The 18,032-nt window shown below is 37.0% G+C and carries 14 protein-coding genes; 4 read left to right on the plus strand and 10 right to left on the minus strand.

Annotated features, from left to right (window positions below; translation table 11 throughout):
- Positions 1-41 precede the first annotated feature (41 nt).
- The 3 genes from A3EE_RS0118720 to A3EE_RS0118730 all read left to right on the plus strand — a co-directional run bounded on the left by A3EE_RS0118720 (position 42) and on the right by A3EE_RS0118730 (position 4,778).
- Positions 42-818 (plus strand): hypothetical protein, encoded by a 777-nt coding sequence (locus A3EE_RS0118720; RefSeq protein WP_018344979.1) that lies wholly within the window; start codon positions 42-44, stop codon positions 816-818.
- A 220-nt stretch (positions 819-1,038) separates the two neighbouring features.
- Positions 1,039-3,465 (plus strand): DUF2339 domain-containing protein, encoded by a 2,427-nt coding sequence (locus A3EE_RS0118725; RefSeq protein WP_018344980.1) that lies wholly within the window; start codon positions 1,039-1,041, stop codon positions 3,463-3,465.
- A gap of 17 nt (positions 3,466-3,482) precedes the next feature.
- A complete protein-coding gene (locus tag A3EE_RS0118730; protein WP_018344981.1) occupies positions 3,483-4,778 on the plus strand; it encodes a hypothetical protein in 1,296 nt (431 codons plus the stop codon).
- A 122-nt stretch (positions 4,779-4,900) separates the two neighbouring features.
- Here the strand turns inward: A3EE_RS0118730 and A3EE_RS0118735 are convergent, their stop codons facing one another.
- Together A3EE_RS0118735 and A3EE_RS0118740 are read right to left on the minus strand one after the other, a co-directional pair.
- A complete protein-coding gene (locus tag A3EE_RS0118735; RefSeq protein ID WP_026209865.1) occupies positions 4,901-5,815 on the minus strand; it encodes a glutaminase in 915 nt (304 codons plus the stop codon).
- A gap of 64 nt (positions 5,816-5,879) precedes the next feature.
- Positions 5,880-7,145, minus strand: coding sequence for a hypothetical protein (locus A3EE_RS0118740; RefSeq protein ID WP_018344983.1), 1,266 nt, complete (start codon positions 7,143-7,145; stop codon positions 5,880-5,882).
- A 194-nt stretch (positions 7,146-7,339) separates the two neighbouring features.
- Here A3EE_RS0118740 and A3EE_RS0118745 point away from each other — a divergent pair, with 194 nt between their 5' ends.
- Positions 7,340-8,134, plus strand: a complete 795-nt coding sequence (locus A3EE_RS0118745; RefSeq protein ID WP_018344984.1) for a hypothetical protein — start codon at positions 7,340-7,342, stop codon at positions 8,132-8,134.
- An 86-nt stretch (positions 8,135-8,220) separates the two neighbouring features.
- Here A3EE_RS0118745 and A3EE_RS0118750 read toward each other — a convergent pair whose 3' ends face one another.
- The 8 genes from A3EE_RS0118750 to A3EE_RS0118785 form a co-directional block, all read right to left on the minus strand.
- Entirely contained in the window at positions 8,221-8,724 is a 504-nt protein-coding gene (locus A3EE_RS0118750) for a hypothetical protein (protein ID WP_018344985.1), read from the minus strand.
- 13 nt (positions 8,725-8,737) lie between these two features.
- Positions 8,738-9,562, minus strand: a complete 825-nt coding sequence (locus A3EE_RS0118755; RefSeq protein ID WP_083921296.1) for a DUF2490 domain-containing protein — start codon at positions 9,560-9,562, stop codon at positions 8,738-8,740.
- Between the two features lie 13 nt (positions 9,563-9,575).
- The gene (locus A3EE_RS0118760; protein WP_018344987.1) at positions 9,576-10,682 is read right to left on the minus strand and encodes an amidohydrolase family protein; all 1,107 of its coding nucleotides are present in this window, start codon (positions 10,680-10,682) and stop codon (positions 9,576-9,578) included.
- Between the two features lie 10 nt (positions 10,683-10,692).
- Positions 10,693-11,991 carry a hypothetical protein gene (locus A3EE_RS20965; RefSeq protein ID WP_018344988.1) on the minus strand — a complete coding sequence of 433 codons (1,299 nt, stop codon included), beginning with the start codon at positions 11,989-11,991 and terminating at the stop codon, positions 10,693-10,695.
- 83 nt (positions 11,992-12,074) lie between these two features.
- Positions 12,075-13,115: a glutaminase A gene (gene glsA / locus A3EE_RS0118770; RefSeq protein ID WP_018344989.1), complete on the minus strand. Its 1,041-nt coding sequence runs from the start codon at positions 13,113-13,115 to the stop codon at positions 12,075-12,077.
- A 25-nt stretch (positions 13,116-13,140) separates the two neighbouring features.
- Positions 13,141-14,397, minus strand: coding sequence for a DcaP family trimeric outer membrane transporter (locus A3EE_RS0118775; RefSeq protein ID WP_018344990.1), 1,257 nt, complete (start codon positions 14,395-14,397; stop codon positions 13,141-13,143).
- A 289-nt stretch (positions 14,398-14,686) separates the two neighbouring features.
- Positions 14,687-16,003: a tRNA (N(6)-L-threonylcarbamoyladenosine(37)-C(2))-methylthiotransferase MtaB gene (mtaB, locus tag A3EE_RS0118780; RefSeq protein ID WP_018344991.1), complete on the minus strand. Its 1,317-nt coding sequence runs from the start codon at positions 16,001-16,003 to the stop codon at positions 14,687-14,689.
- Between the two features lie 51 nt (positions 16,004-16,054).
- On the minus strand, positions 16,055-17,845 hold the full coding sequence (locus tag A3EE_RS0118785; protein WP_018344992.1) for an LTA synthase family protein: 1,791 nt from the start codon (positions 17,843-17,845) through the stop codon (positions 16,055-16,057).
- Between the last annotated feature and the right edge of the window lie 187 nt (positions 17,846-18,032).

Consider the following 18,032-nt stretch of genomic DNA (forward strand, 5'->3'; position numbering starts at 1 on the left):
AACCGGGTGATATTTTGTATTTTAATTAACTATTTAGACCGATGAAACCGTATTCTTTTCTAATTGTGTTAAGTGCGTTGATCGTATTTTCATGTAAAAATGAAACTCCTGAATCGACTGATAGAGATGGCCTTACAGATAGTACTCTTATAAAGGATAGCGAAGAACATCCGATTGAACTGGTTGACTCTGCTATTTTTCATATAGGGAATCACGAATTTGAAATACGTGCATCAAGTCCAAATGAATTTAATGCAGCAGCAGATCCATTTAAAATGAAGGATACATCTGAAGCAAATAGAATTCAAAAAGTTGCATCTGCTGTTTCCCGTAGTGGGGATTCATTAATTTTTAAATGTCTGAATAATAAAAATACATATCTGATAAATGACAACGACGATGAGGATGATGTGGATGATTATTCTGTTTATACATTTATTAAAGACATGCCGGAGATCAATCAATGGCTGGTGATGGGAGTATATTATGAAGCATATGGATATGTGTTCATTAATAAATCATCTGGAGACACTACACTGTTGTATGGTATGCCGGTTGTTTCTCCGGATAACAAATATATCATTACGTTTAATCAGGATATTCAAGCAGGCTTCACCTTTAATGGTTTTCAGCTTTTTGAAGTGAACGGTTCTGAATTGATAGAGCTTGGAGAAAAAGAATTGTACAATTGGGGACCCGATAATGTAAGATGGAAAGATGAAACAACATTGCTTGTAGAACAGTCTCATTTAAAGTTCGATTATACCAATTCAGAACAATCTATTACAACAGAATATATAGAGATCAAAATGAAGTAATTATCGTCAGCGCCACAAGCTTTTTATTTGAACGGGAAAGTATAGCATAGAACAACATGCTATACTTTCCCGTTTATTTTTAGAAAACGTATAAAATGTAATTGATGCAACCTTATATCTTCCAATTACTTATAAAGAAGGGGGTAACTTAAATCGAAAAAGAAATGACTTTTATTTCATTTTAAATATCTTTAGTATTTAAACCCCTTAATATTCAAATATGGAAGGCCTTTTAATGGTTATTGGTTTTGCAGGATTATTTTTTTGCATTTTCATTTTGCTGAACCGAACAGGAACATTGCTTGATACAATCGAAGCACTGCAAAAGAAGCTTCAGGTTATGGCAAAGGATGTGAACGACGTACGTTCAGAACTGCAGCGTATAAAGTCACTGGATAAAATAAGAACAGAAGAGGCGCCTGTCAGTAAGCCTGAAACGATAATAACACCGCCGGTTATTAAAGAAGAGGTGAAGGAAGTCATTGTTCCGGAAATACCTGTTGAAGAAAAAGTGATCAAACCTGAACCTTTTGTATTTGAACATAAGGCTGAACGTCCATTATTTGTACCAACAACAGAGCCTGTTAAACCGAAGGTAGTTAAACCTAAAGAACCGAGCTTCTTTGAACGCAATCCGGATATAGAGAAATTTATAGGAGAGAACCTTATTAATAAAATTGGTATTGCCATTTTAGTATTGGGTATCGGCTTCTTTGTGAAATTTGCTATTGATCAAGGATGGATTCCTCCTGCAGGTCGTGTATTGATTGGTATTGCTTGTGGTGCCATATTAGTGGGTATTGCACATTACACTCGAAATACGTTCAGGGCATTTAGCTCAGTGCTTGTAGGTGGTGGACTGGCTGTTTTTTATCTGACTATAACCATTGCCTTTCAGGAATATAAATTAATGCCTCAGACCTTGGCGTTTATAATTATGGTCATCATTACATTGTTTGCAGTCATTTTGTCAATTTTCTATGACCGCAAAGAACTGGCCATACTTGCTATCATTGGCGGCTTTGCATCGCCATTTATGGTGAGCACAGGTGGCGGAAATTATCAGGTACTCTTTACATACATTGCTGTTTTAAATATCGGTATGATCGTTCTTTCGTACTTCAAGCGATGGAATGCAATCAATGTTATTGCTTTTGTATTTACTATTTTATTGTACGCAGGCTGGCTCATTAAAACATTTAATTACGACGAAGAACCATTGCCGTATGTTGGTGCATTGCTTTTTGCAACATTATTTTATGTATTGTTCTTTGCGATGAATATTGTAAACAACATCAAAGAGAATAAATCTTTTGTATTGTTTCAATTGTCTATATTGATCAGCAATACCTTCTTGTATTACAGTGCAGGTATGTTTATTCTGAAAGGCATACATGGTGGCTTATACCAAGGATTGTTTACTATTTTGATTGCGTCATTCAATTTTATTTTTGCATATGTATTATACAAGAATAAAAAAGTGGATTCCAATCTGGTGTATCTGCTCATTGGTTTGGTACTGACCTTTGTTACGCTTTCTGCACCGATTCAATTAGAAGGGAATTACATTACCTTATTCTGGGCAGCGGAAACAGTCTTGCTACTGTGGCTTTCGCAAAAGTCCGGCATACAATTGATGAAGATTGCTTCATTTATTATTAATGCATTGATGTTTATAAGCTTGCTGCTTGACTGGCATCATGCCTATAGTACATTTGATGGAATCCTTCCATTGTTTATCAATAAAGCATTTGTAGCTACTATAGTTGTTATTGCTTCAATAAGTGCCACGATTTTATTATTAAAAAAAGAAACAAACGAAACCTTATTTGGGGCTCTGGGTATTAAAGAATATGCAAGTGTATTGGAAATTGCATTTTTAGTCGTTGCTTACTTCGGTGGTTTACTGGAAGTTTATTATCAATTCGAAAGCAGATTGGGTTTATTGCAAAGCTATGTAGACATCACACCAATCTACACCTGCTGTTATAACTTAATATTTATATTGTTATTCGCCCTGTATGTACGCTTCCGAAAAGTAGCTCTGCTGGAATTATTTCCGATCATTGCCTGCATTGTAATTTCAGCTGCATATCTTATTTATTACAATACCATTGTTCTGGATCTTCGCAATGAATATCTGATGAGATCTCCTGAACTCGGTTTTCATTATTATTTCCATTACGTAAATGTTGTGCTTTTACTGATTCTATTAGGATACACATTTATATGGATGAAAAATAAATTTGCTAAAAACGCTACGCAATTTAGTGTTTACTTATGGTTTATGTCATTTGCAGTTATATATATTGCAAGTGCTGAATTATTAAATCTGGTATTGGTGTCTTCATTCAAATCTGATGAAGACTTATATAGCGTATCTCATCAGGTATATAAAGTTGGCTTCCCCATTCTATGGGGTGTTGGTTCATTCATATTGATGATCCTCGGAATGAAGTTTAAAGTTAAAACGCTGCGGATCATTTCGCTTACTATTTTTGGAGTTACCTTATTGAAGATGTTTATTTTCGATATTCGGGAAATGTCTGAAGGAGGAAAAATTGCAGCCTTTATTTCGTTGGGTGTATTGCTTCTGATCATTTCATTTATGTATCAAAAGCTGAAGAAAATTTTAACAGAAGAATAATCTTGAATTCATTGAAGATGTATAAAAGAATAATTGCATTACTTTGTTTTGCTTTATGTGCATCTGCTGCACAGGCACAATCCTTTCGCTGGTCTGCTGCATTGGAAGATAGTGTTATAGCAGATGGTTTTTACAACATTGTACTGCGACCGGAAATTGGTGCTAAGCTGCAAGACAATTATTCGGACATCCGCATACTGAATGAAAAAAATGAAGAGATACCCTTTGTTCACAAAAGCGAAGAACCTTATTTTTCAAGCACCCTATTTAAAGAATATCCGATTGTCTCCAATAAGATCATAAACGGGTGTTGTACAAAACTTACCATTGAGAATACGGGCAAGAAGGCAATCAACAATATTTGTTTTGTATTGAAGAACTCGGATGCGGTTAAAGTAAATCGAATTTCCGGAAGCGACGATGGTATTACCTGGTATGCAGTTAAACAGTTTGATGTGTTTTATAACAACTACAGCGAGACAGATACCAAAGTACTTACCTATGTACATTTTCCGTTAACGGATTATTTGTATTACAGTTTCGATATAACAGATAGGGGATACTGGAATGAGAAAAGCTGGATTCATTGGGAAAACAGCAGTCGATGGAATTATCCTGTAAATGTATTGAAAGTCGGTTTCTACGAAACGTTTTTAAAAGAAGGTAAATATAAATCTGTTCCTGCACCAACGTTTGAGCAGCAAACAAAGGCAGAAGAAAAAAGGACCTACATTAAGGTTTCTTTTGCGGATCAGTATTTAATCAATCGCATCCGGTTTAATTTTTCAGGTCCCAGATATTATAAGCGAGAGATTACACTTGCCACTAAAGTTTCCGGGAAGAAGAAACAAGGCGACATGTATATTCCGATTACTACACTTGAAGTAAATTCGTATTCATTAAATGAATTTGATTTTAGTTTTTTCAGAGAAAAGGAATTTTATATACTTATTGAAAACGATGACAACCGTCCGTTGGAGTTGAAAGGTATTGAAACATGGCAGCTGACAAGATACTTAAAAACCTATTTAGAAAAAGGACACCAGTATCGTTTGGCATATAGTGATTCTGCGTCTGTTGCGCCTGTATACGATCTGAATTATTTTGTAGATAGCATCCCAAAGGTATTGCCAACGCTATTGGTACTTGATAGTAAAAAGATTGATAAGCCCGCTATAGTGGTGGCTGAAGAATCGATAAGCTGGTATGAGAATAAACTGTTTGTATGGTTGGCAATTGCTGCACTCATTGCATTACTCTCGTTTATGTCCTGGAAAATGTTGGGCGAGATGAAGAAGGATAGTGGTCAGTAAATAGTGATCAGTAAAGAGTATTAACTTTGAAACCTATTCAGTATAAAAAGAAAAAGACTTTAGATGTTACTTCTAAAGTCTTTTTCTTTTTATACTGACAACTGACCACTGACAACTGTCCACTAGAAAATCGTTTTCCCTGTATAGTTTACAAACAGTTCCAAAGCTTTTGTTCCTGCCAGCGAGTTGCCCGATTCGCTTAGTCCCGGCGACCATACAGCAATAGACATTTCGCCCGGAACTATGGATACAATGCCACCGCCTACACCGCTTTTAGAAGGCAGGCCAACACGATAGGCAAAATCACCAACGGAGTCATACATACCACAGGTAAGCATTAACGCATTGATTCTGTCGGAAGCTTTTTTAGGAATGATTGCTTTTTCAGAAGAAGGAATTACACCTTCGTTCGCCAAATATAAAAAAGCCTTGCTTAGATCGGAGCAGCTCATGGACAAAGAGCATTGATGAAAATATACATCCAGCACTTCGCGCACTTTATTATGAATGTTGCCAAAGCTTTTCATAAAATAACCCATCGCAAGATTTCTGTTTCCTGTTTCGCGTTCGGATTGAGCAACCGCATAATCAAAATCGATTTGATCATTCATGCTGATCATTCGTACAAATTCAAGAATAGCTTCTTTAGGTTCTCTGATATGTGAACAGATGATGTCTGTAATAACATGTGCACCTGCGTTGATAAAAGGATTGCGAGGAATACCTTGTTCCAGTTCAAGTTGAATAAGAGAATTGAATTTACTGCCCGATGGTTCTCTGCCTACACGTTTCCAGATGCCTGCATCATTCGCTGCTATAGCCATTGTTAACGTAAGTATCTTGGAAATACTTTGAATAGAAAAATTTTCCTGTGCATCACCAATGTGTGCATGTATACCATCTACAGTGTGTATAGACATGCCGAATTTTATAGGATCAATGCCTGCCAATGCCGGAATATAATCAGCAACTTTACCTTGTCCTAAATAGGGTTTTATGTCTTTTTGAATTTGATTCAGGATCGCCTGGTAATTCATGGGCAGGTATATTCCGATAAGGTTTTTTGTTATTTGGAATTTGTTATTTGGAATTTCGAACGGCCTACGTTTTCTGTTTCTTTTTCTTCGCAGCAGGGAAGAGCACATTATTTAAAATAAGTCTGAAGCCCGGAGAGTTGGGATGCAGGTTCAGATCTGTAGGATCTTCGCCAACAAAGTGCTGATAGTCTTCCGGATCGTGGCCACCATAAAAGGTCCACGTGCCTTTACCATACGTCCCATGAATGAACTTTGCTTCACTAATCTCTTTGTTTTCGCCCAGTACAATAACTTCAGGTTTTATTAAACTGTTTTTGAATCCCGTTGTTTGTCCCATAAAGCCGTGTATAGTTCGTGTATGGCACTGGGTAAGCATTGTTGGGATCACATCCCATTTAGCAGAGAAATCAAACAGATTAAAGTAATCATTGTTCTCGGAGATCCCTCTTTCAGGAGGGTTGTTGTCAATGTTTGAATATTCGTATTCGTAGGGATCCGATTTTAATTTGAAATTCTGAAAGGCAAATGTTTTGCTATAATCCAATCGGGCAGAAGCATTTGGTGTCGCCGGATCGCCGTCGTACATGGTCTCGCAGATATCAATACCTTCGGCAGCCAATGCAATATCATAGGTATCTGTTGCAGAACACATAGCAAACATATAACCTCCGCCTGCACAGAAATCACGAATCTTTTTTACTACCCCCAGTTTCATTTCAGATACTTTGTTGAAGCCCAGACGTTTTGCAGATGCTTCATATTCCCGTTGCTGCTGTTGATACCATGCCTGATTGCGGTACATGGCATAAAATTTACCGTATTGTCCTGTAAAATCTTCGTGGTGCAAGTGCAGCCAGTCGTATTTAGGTAATTCGTTTCCTATAATTTCATCGTCATAAATTACCGTATATGGAATTTCAGCATAGGTTAATACCATGGTAACAGCATCATCCCAGGGCAGTTTAGTTTTTGGAGAGTAAACGGCAATTTTGGGGTATTTTTCCAATTTTACTACATCCATATTTATTTCCGGTTTGCTGATGTAGGATTGTATTCCTGCATAATCCGCATCGGAAATAATTTCATAGGATACCCCTCGGATAACTAATTCATTCACAAAGGATGGCGTATAATTGAAGGCAAAACTGCCGCCCCGGTAATTTAATAACCAGTCAACCGGACTATCTTTTGTTAGTATCCAATAAGCTACACCATACGATTTTAAATGATTCGTTTGATTTTCATCCATTGGTACAACGATTTGATTTGCCTGAGAAGCAAAGCCAATTGAATGTAAAAGTAATATGTATAGAAGAATTCGTTTGAGCATCAGGATCACATTTTCTTGATACAAGTTAGGCTATAATTAAAGTACCTCCAAAAAATATATCAATAGTATTAACGAATCAAAAATGTGCATAATCTTTATAAATTATTGGTTTTTTCACTTGTAATTACAGGAATAATTGACAATATTTGTCGAGGTCAATTTAATTTTTTATAAAACTAATCCTTACAAGGAAAATGACACATATTAAAATAGTAAGTAAATTTGTGATTGCCAGCTTGGTATTATTAGGCTCATTAGCTTCTAACGCTGAAATACTGACAATTTCCGGAGTTTATCAAGGTAAAAATTTGTACGTTCAGAACCCGTTTGCGGGGAATATGAGAGATTACTGCACAAATGATGTGTATGTAAATGAAGAGAAGAAAGAGTACAACGTAGCTAGTAGTGCATTTGAAATTGATTTGTCATTCTTGAAAATCGGTGATCCGGTTACTGTCAAAATAACACACAAAAGCGACTGTAAACCTAAAGTCTTGAACCCTCAGGTAATTCAGGCTACAAGTGCATTTTCTATCAGCTCATTTTCTGTTGATCAGGATAAAATTGTATGGTCTACAAAAGGTGAACGTCCAAAAGGTAAGATCTTTGTTGAGCAAATGAAATACAATACTTGGGTGATTGTAAAAGAATTGAGCGGTAAAGGAAATTCATTAATGAACAACTATGAAGTTGAAAGTTTCCATCATTCAGGCGTAAACCAATACAGAATTAAATACCTTGAAGTGGATGGTCAGATCAAGTATTCATCTACTGTTGAATATACTTCTACATTACCTCCGGTAACCTTCTATCCAAAACGTGTTACAGATAAGATCACTTTATCAAGACCTGTTGAATACGAACTACAGGATGCATTTGGTAACGTTATCAGAAAGTCTAAAGGAACTGAAATTGATATCACAGGTTCTCCGGCAGGGGTTTATTACCTTAACTGTGACAACCAGACATTTAAGATCTATAAGAAGTAATTTTACTTCAACGTTTTATAAAAAAAGACTCCTATAAATTGGGAGTCTTTTTTTTATGTGCTTAGCTTATTCATTCATTCGCCAACTCACTTCTTTCGTACACACTCAAGTTGTTTTATGAGTATATCTTGATTTGTAGTTAACAGAAGCGTTGCTCGTGTATTGTTTTTTCTATTATAAATAAAATAAACAATCTTATAGCGTTCAAGAAAGCCTAAGTCTCGCTTATTAATATCATACAGGCAAGTTGTTTTTCCGTTGGCAAGTTCTTTAGATGAGGAAAGGAATTGCATCTCAACAATGGTACTGTCTTCCAGTTGCAGATAGATGTCTTTATAGGAACGGGCTTTTAGCGTATCGTTGTATTCAAACTCAACCCGCAATGTTCTGAGGGCTCCTTGGAAGGAGAGCGACATATCGATATTCATTGAATCGGATAGGAAGATAGTATCATACTCATAGTTCCTGTTTAAGGAGCCATCTGCTCTCAGAACCTCTGTAAATTCACATTGAGCCTGTGTCTTCAATACTGTAATAAAGAAGAAAAGGATTAAGTATATTTTAATGGATACAATATTTTTATACATCATAGTATGCAGTGGTTTATTTCTTATCTTTTAAATAACCGATAAAAATATTATTAAAGGTAAATCGTATGTTCCAGACATTAGTTAATGTAGATGAGTCTGTACCAAATAAAGGGTGATACTGGCAACTATAACCAGGTTCAATCTGAATATTATCTGTTAAGCAATAACCAAGCCCTACATTTGTTAAAAATAGATTTATAAGTTGCGTACGTTTGGGATTGTTCACTTTAGAAAATAAAATTTCTTCTGAAAAGCTCAGAAAAAAAGTGCCTTTAACCAATTCTTTTTTGTTTATAGGCATGATGGCTTTTAATCTATAACGTAGTTGGGTACGGTATTGCGTGTTATCATCATACATCAACCAACGCAGGTCTATACCGGCCCTGTGTGATAAATAAAATTTACGTGAAGAAATATTAAATAACGCATATGCTGAAATTCTATATTCGTTCATCGAATTCTGGTTTATTTCTTCAACGTCCAGATCATGTCTATAGAATCCACCTAACGATAGTTTAATTACCCGTGTAGGATAAAAATGAAACCATGGATTTACAATTGCATACGATCGGTATTTCAGTATATTGGTTTGCCCCGTATCGGCGCTGGTACCTTGTGTCAGATCAAGTTCAAACAAATAACGCTTTATAGGTTTTGTAGTAAAGTCAGTTTCTATATAAGCCTGTGAAAATTTTTTATGTTGGGCAAAGATTGAATTTGAAAAAATAACGAAACTGAAAAATAAAAAAAATCTTATTATGACGGTCAGAGAAGTTATATCTTTTCTTTGACCGTCATAATATCTCGGCATATGTAACACAATAAAAGATGGGTTCATATCTAATACATCTTTATTTTTTCACCATATTTTTTTGCTCCCAGGCTCTTACATGTATTCGGCCCTGATCAAAAATACGTTCGTAATTACCCTTTGTGATCAATTCTTTAGTATTAGGTGTTAATAGCTTCCAAAGTGGCTCATATTGATTATATACACTATAATATTGTTCCTCAGATTTGGGCGCAACTACATCTGTACCAAACAAAAAACGATTGGGATAGGTATTCAGTAATTCTGAAGAAACAGTTAATGAGGAAGGAGTCTCAACGAAATACTTGGCAACTTCATCCCACGAAATATCAAAAGATACATGCTTTAAGGTTGGGTCCAATATAATCTCTTCGATAAGTGCTGCTTGATTTTTTACAGGATGAACAACTCTGCCCAAACCTATATGTGCCCATATAATCGTAGCCTTAGGATGGCGGCGGAATAAGGTCTTTACTTCTTCCAGATAGTTGGTTTTTCCTGCTTTCGGGAAAGGATTGTCAATATCGTTATGGATTAACACTACAAGACCTGTTTCTTCGGCAAAGGATAATATGGAATCCAGTGCAGGATCTGTAAGGCTTGCGACATCTCCGGATATTTTGGAAGAAACAAATTCTTTATGAATGGAAAATTCACCAATGCCGGTAAACACTCCTGGGAAGGTTTGTAAAACTCTTCGAATGTGTGCGGCAGCATACATATCGGTAGGATTAAAGCCGGTGATCATTGGATCAAACCGATTCTGATCTTCAGGCTTTAATGATTTATACTGCATCGCAATATAGGCATCTGTGAAGGAGTAGTAGTAAAGTGGTGCATCGGTATCTAAATAATAGGTTGGTGCATTATTGCCATTTACTCTGTACGACCATTGTTGTTGCAACGGAATTCCAAATAGGGTAGAGCGTCCTACTTTATCGCCCATCAACTTTAAATAGTCCTGTACAGAAATTCCTTCCTGAATGTAATTTGTAAGATGGAAATGAGAGTCGTGATATAGAAACCCTTTCTTCTCATTTACCTTTGAAAGGTGATCAATATTTACGAATAGGAATGAACTCAGTCCTCCAGCAATAAGGAGTAAACTCATCCATACGAATTGTTTTGTTAGATATTTTTTTTTCATATCGGATATGTTAGAAAAATAGTGCTGTTGCTAAACTATAAATCATTCCTGTTTGTCCGCCTACATAGTACCCGAATGTGCTGTTGGCTGCCGCATGCGTAACATGGATAACATGTGCATTTAAACGCAAATAACGATTGCCGAACGGATAGAAATTAGATCCTACTAAATATTCATAGGATCTGTTGAACTGCCCATATATTTGAGATGTTCCACCATAGACTTCCCACTTATGTTTAACAGGATAGAACGCGGCCTGTACATAGAAACCTTTATCGACTATTTTATTTAATGGCACGGGACCATCTGCTGTGAAATTATTTAATAAACGATAATAAAATTCTGTTTGAACAAAAATCCCTTTGTATTTAAAACCCGCATCAGCGGTTAATAAATTGAACTTAGCTGTTTGAAGTGTTACTGTATCGGCTAAAGCACCTGTAGCAAATAACAACTGCGAATCAGAAATTTTAATTTGTGTATTGTCCGGAGAAGGTTCACTTGTTTGATTGTAACGGTCTTCCACACTGGTTGTGAAACACGTTCCAAAACGAGTGGCTAATTTATCGTGGTATTCCCAATCGCCATAGGCTCCTTTAGGACCGAATTCGCCTGTTGTTGGCTGCCAGAATAACGTAGCTGCATACGCGTAATCTCTGGTAAGTTGTTTGGCATTAACCCCCAACTGACTTAAGTTATTACCCACCATGGCAGAATAAAATACTCTTGGCAATATTTCTCCTGAAGCCCAAACTCCACTGGTAAAGCCGGGTCTGAAAAAGTCATCTGCCATCACACGGTCTGTTCCCAACCAAAATGGATGCGAGTTCATTAATGAACGCGTACCGGGTAATCCATTCACACCTGCAAATAAATTGAACCGCTTATGGAAACTATAACCCATGTTACCAATGATATTTACCTGTTGGGTAGATAATACGGTCCAGAAAGTAATGTTGTAGGTGAATTTAGGATCGTACAAAAAACCTTTCATGAACACCAACACACGATGTAACTGTAGATCGCGTCGTGTATCGATTGCCTGAGTTCTTCCCAAATGATCCTGAAAGGTTGGATGATCTGCTACTTGATTTTCATAACGAAACAAAGCATATCCGCTTATATTCATGGAGCCTTTAGGTGTTTTAGCTACAACAAATCCACTACTTGGACTCATGGATCCCCAGTTTGTATCTTCTTTAAATGTAGTATCTCTCAAAGGTCTATATTTTGCAGTATCCTGAGCATATAGAGCATGTATCGAGTGCAATAGTAAGATGTGTAGTAAAAGTAGCTTAGACACTTTCATATGTACCTGAAATTAAAGATTAAAAGGCGAATGAAAGCGGGGATGCACTTTCATTCGTCTGTTACTAAAAAGATGTTCAAGAATTATTTAGGTTGGATCAAATAAGGATTTGCACCTAAGGTTTGAATAATGTATTGAATTGTTTTTTGTGCTTTAACACTGTTACCAGCTGCATCCAATGGAGGAGAGAATACCGCGATACCAAACTTACCAGGTATTACAGCAATGATGCCGCCGCCAACACCGCTCTTTGCAGGTGCGCCAGCGTTATACAACCAGATTCCTGAATCATCATACAGACCTGCTGTAGACATTACAGCAAGTACATGTTGTGTGGTAATTGGAGATACAACAACCTTTTTTGATAATGGGTTTTTACCTCCGTTGGCTAAGGTACCAGCCATCACCGCCAGATCATATGCACCAACATTGATGGCACATTGTTTTGTATAGATATCTGTACTTTTTAATGGATCGAAATACATTTCGCCATACGCATGCATTAGCATGGCAATAGCCTGATTACGTTGATTGGTTTCTGCTTCACTTTTGTATACAGGCCCATTCACACCTAACGAACGGTTAGCAAAGTCACTATGTGTTTGGATGATCCGATTCCATTTTTCGTCATACGTAGCCCCTCTTACCAAACTCGTTGTAGCAATGGCTCCCGGATTAACAAATGAGTTTATTTCTTTACCCTTTCTTTCTTCAATTGCTACAATAGAATTAAATTTTAAACCGGTAGCATCAACACCTATTTTATCCTGGATAGATTGTGCACCGTCGTCTTCAATAACACGTGCCAATGTGAAAACTTTCGAAATAGATTGAATAGAAAATAAAGAATCTACATCACCGATTTTATATACTTTTCCGTCAACAGTTACAATAGCAATACCATACAGATTGGAATTAACTTCCGCAAGTGCGGGAATATAGTCTGCGTTTTTTCCTTCTTTAAGATCTTTGAACTTCGCATAAGCTTCTTTAATAGCATTGTTAATTGGATCTGTTGCAGCAACAGGTTTGGAGAATGTAAAAGCTGTAACAATTGCTCCAATCAATAGCATAGATGCTACTGTAATGGTTCTAAATCTGTTTTTTTGTGAAAAGATTTTCATATGATTTCAAAATTAAAAGTTGGTATTAAAAAGTTTTAGGTGCTTCCGGATTGCGGTTAAAAACATGTCCGAATTTATATTTAAACGATGCCTGAAGTTTAACGGCATTGTAGCTCCAGCCGTCGTTGTAATTCTCACGGCGGCCATACTGTAATTCAATACCTGCAACCATTTGCGGAACAGGCTTACACAAAAGATTCACTATACCATACTGGCCGGATTTATATGAATTTGCTGCCTGTCCGTTTGAGTTGGAAATATTCATGTACGAAAATCCTATTGCGGTGGTCCATTTTTCATTCCAGTCATGATCTAAGAAACCTACTAATCCTAAAACAGGTAATGCAACTCCTTTGATCGGTTGATTAACATTTCCCGGATCCGTTTTGATTGCTACGTCAACAGGTGCATCGTTCATGTAGTTTTGTATACCTTGTCCGTATACAGCTTGGCCGCGGAACGTATTACTTGTTCCAAGTTTGATATTTGTACTTAAATTTAATCCCCAGCCGATTGCATGTCCATTCAGATCAAACTTACTGGTATCTACAACATCTTTCCAGCCTATGTAGCGAAGAATACCTGCCAATTCTACATATCCCCATTTTCTACCCAAGCGATATTCTGCAGATAAATCGGGTACCGGAAAATGACTTTTTACACCTTGTAATTCTACACGACTTGCATAAACTCCTTGATCAGCACTTGCACCGGGTCTTTCCAATGCAAACGTTAGACGGGTATCGCCTTGTATCGGCATATATCTGAACTGAACGTTACGGAAAAATACCATACCGTTAGGTCCCCAGTATTCAAGCGTATTTGGGAATACATCGATATCCATGAACGGGCTCCATGTCTGACCTGCACCAAACTTACCAAGTTCACCATAGGCATGTCGTAATCTGAATGTTGTCTGACCGGCATCTACGCCCGTTCCAAACATTTCAAATTCAAACCATGTTTTTAATTCTCCCAAAGCAGTAGGTGTGTAGGTCTTTACACCAAAACGTGTTTGCCTTACGCTCATGAAAAAATTACCATTTGTTCCGTATTCATTTTTATAACCCGGCAATTTAGTAGGGCGCATAACATCAAACCAATTTGGATCTGATTGTCCGAAATTATAACCCGCATCCAATTGCACATGGCCATATATTTCCATGCTTTTATCGGGTGCATCTGGAATATTCTGAGCAACAACTTCAGAATGCGCGAGTAAAAAGCAACTGAGTATGAACGAATACTTCAGCATTTTTTTTTGGGTAAACTTTTTTTTCATAGAGGTGTCTTTATATAAAAAACTTTAAAAAACTAAAATCTAAAAGCAATACATATCTAAAAGCAATACATAAATGTAAAAGTAAAATATTAAAAAATAAAAAAAACGATACAATAAATTTAGGTTGAAGCAACTGATTTAAATTATTCAATTTTAATGTATTTAATAGAAAAAAAATGGTATTGGTGGTATTGTAAAAATAATACGTAACAGACTTAATAAAGTGTCTATAAATAAAAAGAACTGCAGATAGCAGTTCTTTTTATTTATAGATTGAAACATATAATGTTTAGAGTACGACTTTTTCCCAAACCGGATCGATCTCTACCAATCCTTCGCCGTTAATAACTTTCAGCTTTACCTTTTTTAATTCATTTACCCAAAGCGGATCGTATGGCATAACTACTTTGATGTAGTTGCTTGTAAAGCCAAACATGCTTCCGTTTTCTTCTTCCGCTTCAAACAATACTTCTGCTGTTTCAGAAAGATGCTGTTCATAAAAGAAGCGACGTTTCTTTTCAGAAAGCGTCCTAAGCATGGTACTACGCTCGCTACGGTCTCTATTTGGACGCTTGCCTTTCATTGTTGCAGCAAGCGTATTCGCACGTTCAGAGTAACTGAATACGTGCAGATAGGAGATATCTAATTCGTTTAAGAAATTATAAGTGACGTTGAAGTCCTCATCTGTTTCTCCCGGGAAACCAACAATCACATCCACACCAATGCATGCATGTGGCATTAAGTTCTTTATCGCTTCAACACGCTCTGCATACAACTCACGTTGGTAGCGACGGCGCATCAGTTTTAAGATCTTATTGTTTCCGGATTGCAGCGGAATATGAAAATGCGGTACAAAACGTTTAGATGTTGCAACAAACGAAATGATCTCATCTGTCAATAAATTCGGTTCGATTGATGAAATACGGAAACGATCAATGCCTTCTATGTTATCCAGTACTTTTATCAGCTCTAAAAAAGAAGTTGTACGTTCGCCGCTGATGATACCATAGTCACCAATGTTTACGCCCGTCAATACAATTTCCTTTACATCATTTGCAGCAATTTCTTTCGCTGTTTTAATAACGTTTGCAATACTGTCGCTTCTGCTGTTGCCTCGCGCAAGCGGTATGGTACAGAAACTGCAGGAGTAATCGCAACCGTCCTGTACTTTCAAAAATGTACGTGTACGATCGTTTACAGAATACGAACAATAATAATCCGTCGCTTTTGAAATATCGCTGGTATAGATGGTGGCTTTTTCCTGTTTATTGAAATCGCCAAGAAGTTCAAACAATTTAAATTTTTCAGAAGCACCTAAGACTGCATCAACTCCCGGTATTTGCGCAATTTCTTCAGGCTTCAACTGTGCATAGCAACCGATGATGCCTACAAATGCACCAGGAGAATAGCGCAACGCTTCTTTTACTACTTTCTTGCATTTTTTATCGGCATGGTCTGTTACAGAACAGGTGTTGATGATGTATACATCCGCCTGTTCATGAAACTCAACTTTTTCATATCCATTCTCTGAAAACATTCTGCCAATGGTAGATGTTTCTGAGAAATTCAACTTACAGCCTAATGTATAGAAAGCAACTTTTTTCATGTATTCAATTTCGACTTCGGGAAAGTCTTATTTATTAGATACAAAGATAGCTTATTTCTTGTAAAAATCCTCCATTAATACCTGCAGGAATGCCTCAGCATAGGTAATATCCTGCTTGGTAATTCCCTTTTTTTGCTGAGTAATTTGTTGATTGTTCAATCCGTACATAAAAAAACGCTTGTTGTTGTATACGCTTGCAAATCCATCGTTAAACGAATACCAGGCCGGATATTGAGTAGTATCTGTAATATTGATGGGTTTAGAGAATGTAAATGCAGCAGGTTTTAAACCCAGATATGCAGCGATGCTCGGAGCAAGCTCAATCTGAGAATGGGTATTTGCAACTAGTCTTTTTTGATTAATAGCACCGCCCAGCCAAACCATCGGAATCTTAAATTCATCGGGTGTATGGTTTGCATATTCATTGCCAGGCAATACATGTCCGTGATCTCCAATTACAATGATCCATGTATTGTTCCACCATGCCTGCTGTTGTGCTTTATGAATGAAATCAGCAAAACAGGAGTCTGTGTAATGATGCGCATTTTTAAATTGTATTGTCTTTGAACTTCCTGCTAATACACGTCTTCCAGGCACGTCAAAAGGTTCGTGGCTGCTAAGCGTGAAAAGTGTATAGAAAAAAGGATTCGCTTTTTTACTTTGTAGATTTGCGCGCTCTAATAAACGGTCAAACGTAAATTGATCATGCGCTCCCCATTTGGCGCCCCAGCTTTCTTCAGGGAAATCAAACTTGCCTTGAATTTCATCAAAGCCATTGTAATTCATGTACGAACGCATATTGGCAAACTCCAGCTCTCCGCCATAAATATACCCTGTATTATAACCGGCTCCTTTTAGCTGCTGTGTAATAAAAGGCAGTTTACGCGACTTGCCCGGTTCGGTCATGATGGAGTAATCGGGCTGCGCCGGATATGCACTCAACAGCGCTACCAAGCCTTTATCGCTGCGGTCTCCGCTTGCATACATGCTGGAAAAATAAATACCGGAATTTTTTAACGTATTTAAACCCGGAGTTACCGTATCGTTTAAAACTTTTGCTGTTAAGCTTTCCCAGACGATCAAAATAATATTCGGACGAGTACTTGTTAAAGGGATTGAATCAAGAGCAGATGCAATCAAGCGTTGCCGAACAATACGATCTTCATCTCCCGATTTAATTAAACGATATCGTTCCGGATCCGGGCCGTTTTGTTCAATCACCGAACGGGCCAGTGTCCATGCAGGATTTAGCGCAGCTTGATTTAAAATAGGTATTGTAGAATAGTACGCAACACTTTCGTTGTTGGGTATTTGCTGCAAACCGCCTCGGATGGGAATAACCAGCAAGGCTGCAACAAATAAGGCAATAGGTACTTGCCATAATTTTAAATGAATGAACGGAAACGTGAAATAATATTTTTTAAATATTTTAAAACCGATATATGCAGCAATAAAAAAGAATGGAAGTAGCAGCCACAAAGGAGAGGACATGGCGGAACCAATCATTTCTGCAGGTGTACCTGTATAACGAAAGAGTGTATTATCTAATCTGAATCCCCAGAATGAAAACAATTCTGCATCAAGCGTATAGGCAAAGGCCAGTAAAATGATCCAGATACTTGTATATATAAGTATACTGTTGCGAACAATTTTTTCATTGAGCTTAAACACCAATAAAAGCGGGAGCAGAGCTGCAATGAGTATTGTAATATAGGAGGCAAAGGAAATATCTAAGGTTAGTCCGTAAACAAACGATTTTAACGTTTCCGTGATTGGAAGTTTAGAAATAGGCTTGATGTGATAAAGCAGAAAAAAGCATCTTCCGCACAGGAAGAATAACATCCAGAATAACAGATAGCGTAAAATAAATAGAATATACTTTTTCAGAAGAATTAAGGTTTTGGGTTTAATAGTTAAAATTAAGCAGAATTGAGAGCATTGAAGCAGAATTGCTAAAGTACTTTTCAACGAGTTAGGTCAGGATATCTGTATTTTGAATTGATAAATACGTATATACACGGATTTTGGC

This window comes from Cytophaga aurantiaca DSM 3654, from assembly GCF_000379725.1.
GTDB lineage: Bacteria > Bacteroidota > Bacteroidia > Cytophagales > Cytophagaceae > Cytophaga > Cytophaga aurantiaca.

Excerpts from the sequence above, each read along its gene's own strand:
- A3EE_RS0118785 (WP_018344992.1), bottom strand. The coding sequence starts at position 17,845 with ATGTTATTCTTCCTGTGCGGAAGATGCTTTTTTCTGCTTTATCACATC.
- A3EE_RS0118720 (WP_018344979.1), top strand. The coding sequence starts at position 42 with ATGAAACCGTATTCTTTTCTAATTGTGTTAAGTGCGTTGATCGTATTT.
- A3EE_RS20965 (WP_018344988.1), bottom strand. The coding sequence starts at position 11,991 with ATGAAAGTGTCTAAGCTACTTTTACTACACATCTTACTATTGCACTCG.
- glsA (WP_018344989.1), bottom strand. The coding sequence starts at position 13,115 with ATGAAAATCTTTTCACAAAAAAACAGATTTAGAACCATTACAGTAGCA.
- mtaB (WP_018344991.1), bottom strand. The coding sequence starts at position 16,003 with ATGAAAAAAGTTGCTTTCTATACATTAGGCTGTAAGTTGAATTTCTCA.
- A3EE_RS0118735 (WP_026209865.1), bottom strand. The coding sequence starts at position 5,815 with ATGAATTACCAGGCGATCCTGAATCAAATTCAAAAAGACATAAAACCC.
- A3EE_RS0118755 (WP_083921296.1), bottom strand. The coding sequence starts at position 9,562 with ATGAACCCATCTTTTATTGTGTTACATATGCCGAGATATTATGACGGT.
- A3EE_RS0118750 (WP_018344985.1), bottom strand. The coding sequence starts at position 8,724 with ATGATGTATAAAAATATTGTATCCATTAAAATATACTTAATCCTTTTC.
- A3EE_RS0118745 (WP_018344984.1), top strand. The coding sequence starts at position 7,340 with ATGACACATATTAAAATAGTAAGTAAATTTGTGATTGCCAGCTTGGTA.
- A3EE_RS0118730 (WP_018344981.1), top strand. The coding sequence starts at position 3,483 with ATGTATAAAAGAATAATTGCATTACTTTGTTTTGCTTTATGTGCATCT.
- A3EE_RS0118740 (WP_018344983.1), bottom strand. The coding sequence starts at position 7,145 with ATGCTCAAACGAATTCTTCTATACATATTACTTTTACATTCAATTGGC.
- A3EE_RS0118760 (WP_018344987.1), bottom strand. The coding sequence starts at position 10,682 with ATGAAAAAAAAATATCTAACAAAACAATTCGTATGGATGAGTTTACTC.
- A3EE_RS0118775 (WP_018344990.1), bottom strand. The coding sequence starts at position 14,397 with ATGAAAAAAAAGTTTACCCAAAAAAAAATGCTGAAGTATTCGTTCATA.
- A3EE_RS0118725 (WP_018344980.1), top strand. The coding sequence starts at position 1,039 with ATGGAAGGCCTTTTAATGGTTATTGGTTTTGCAGGATTATTTTTTTGC.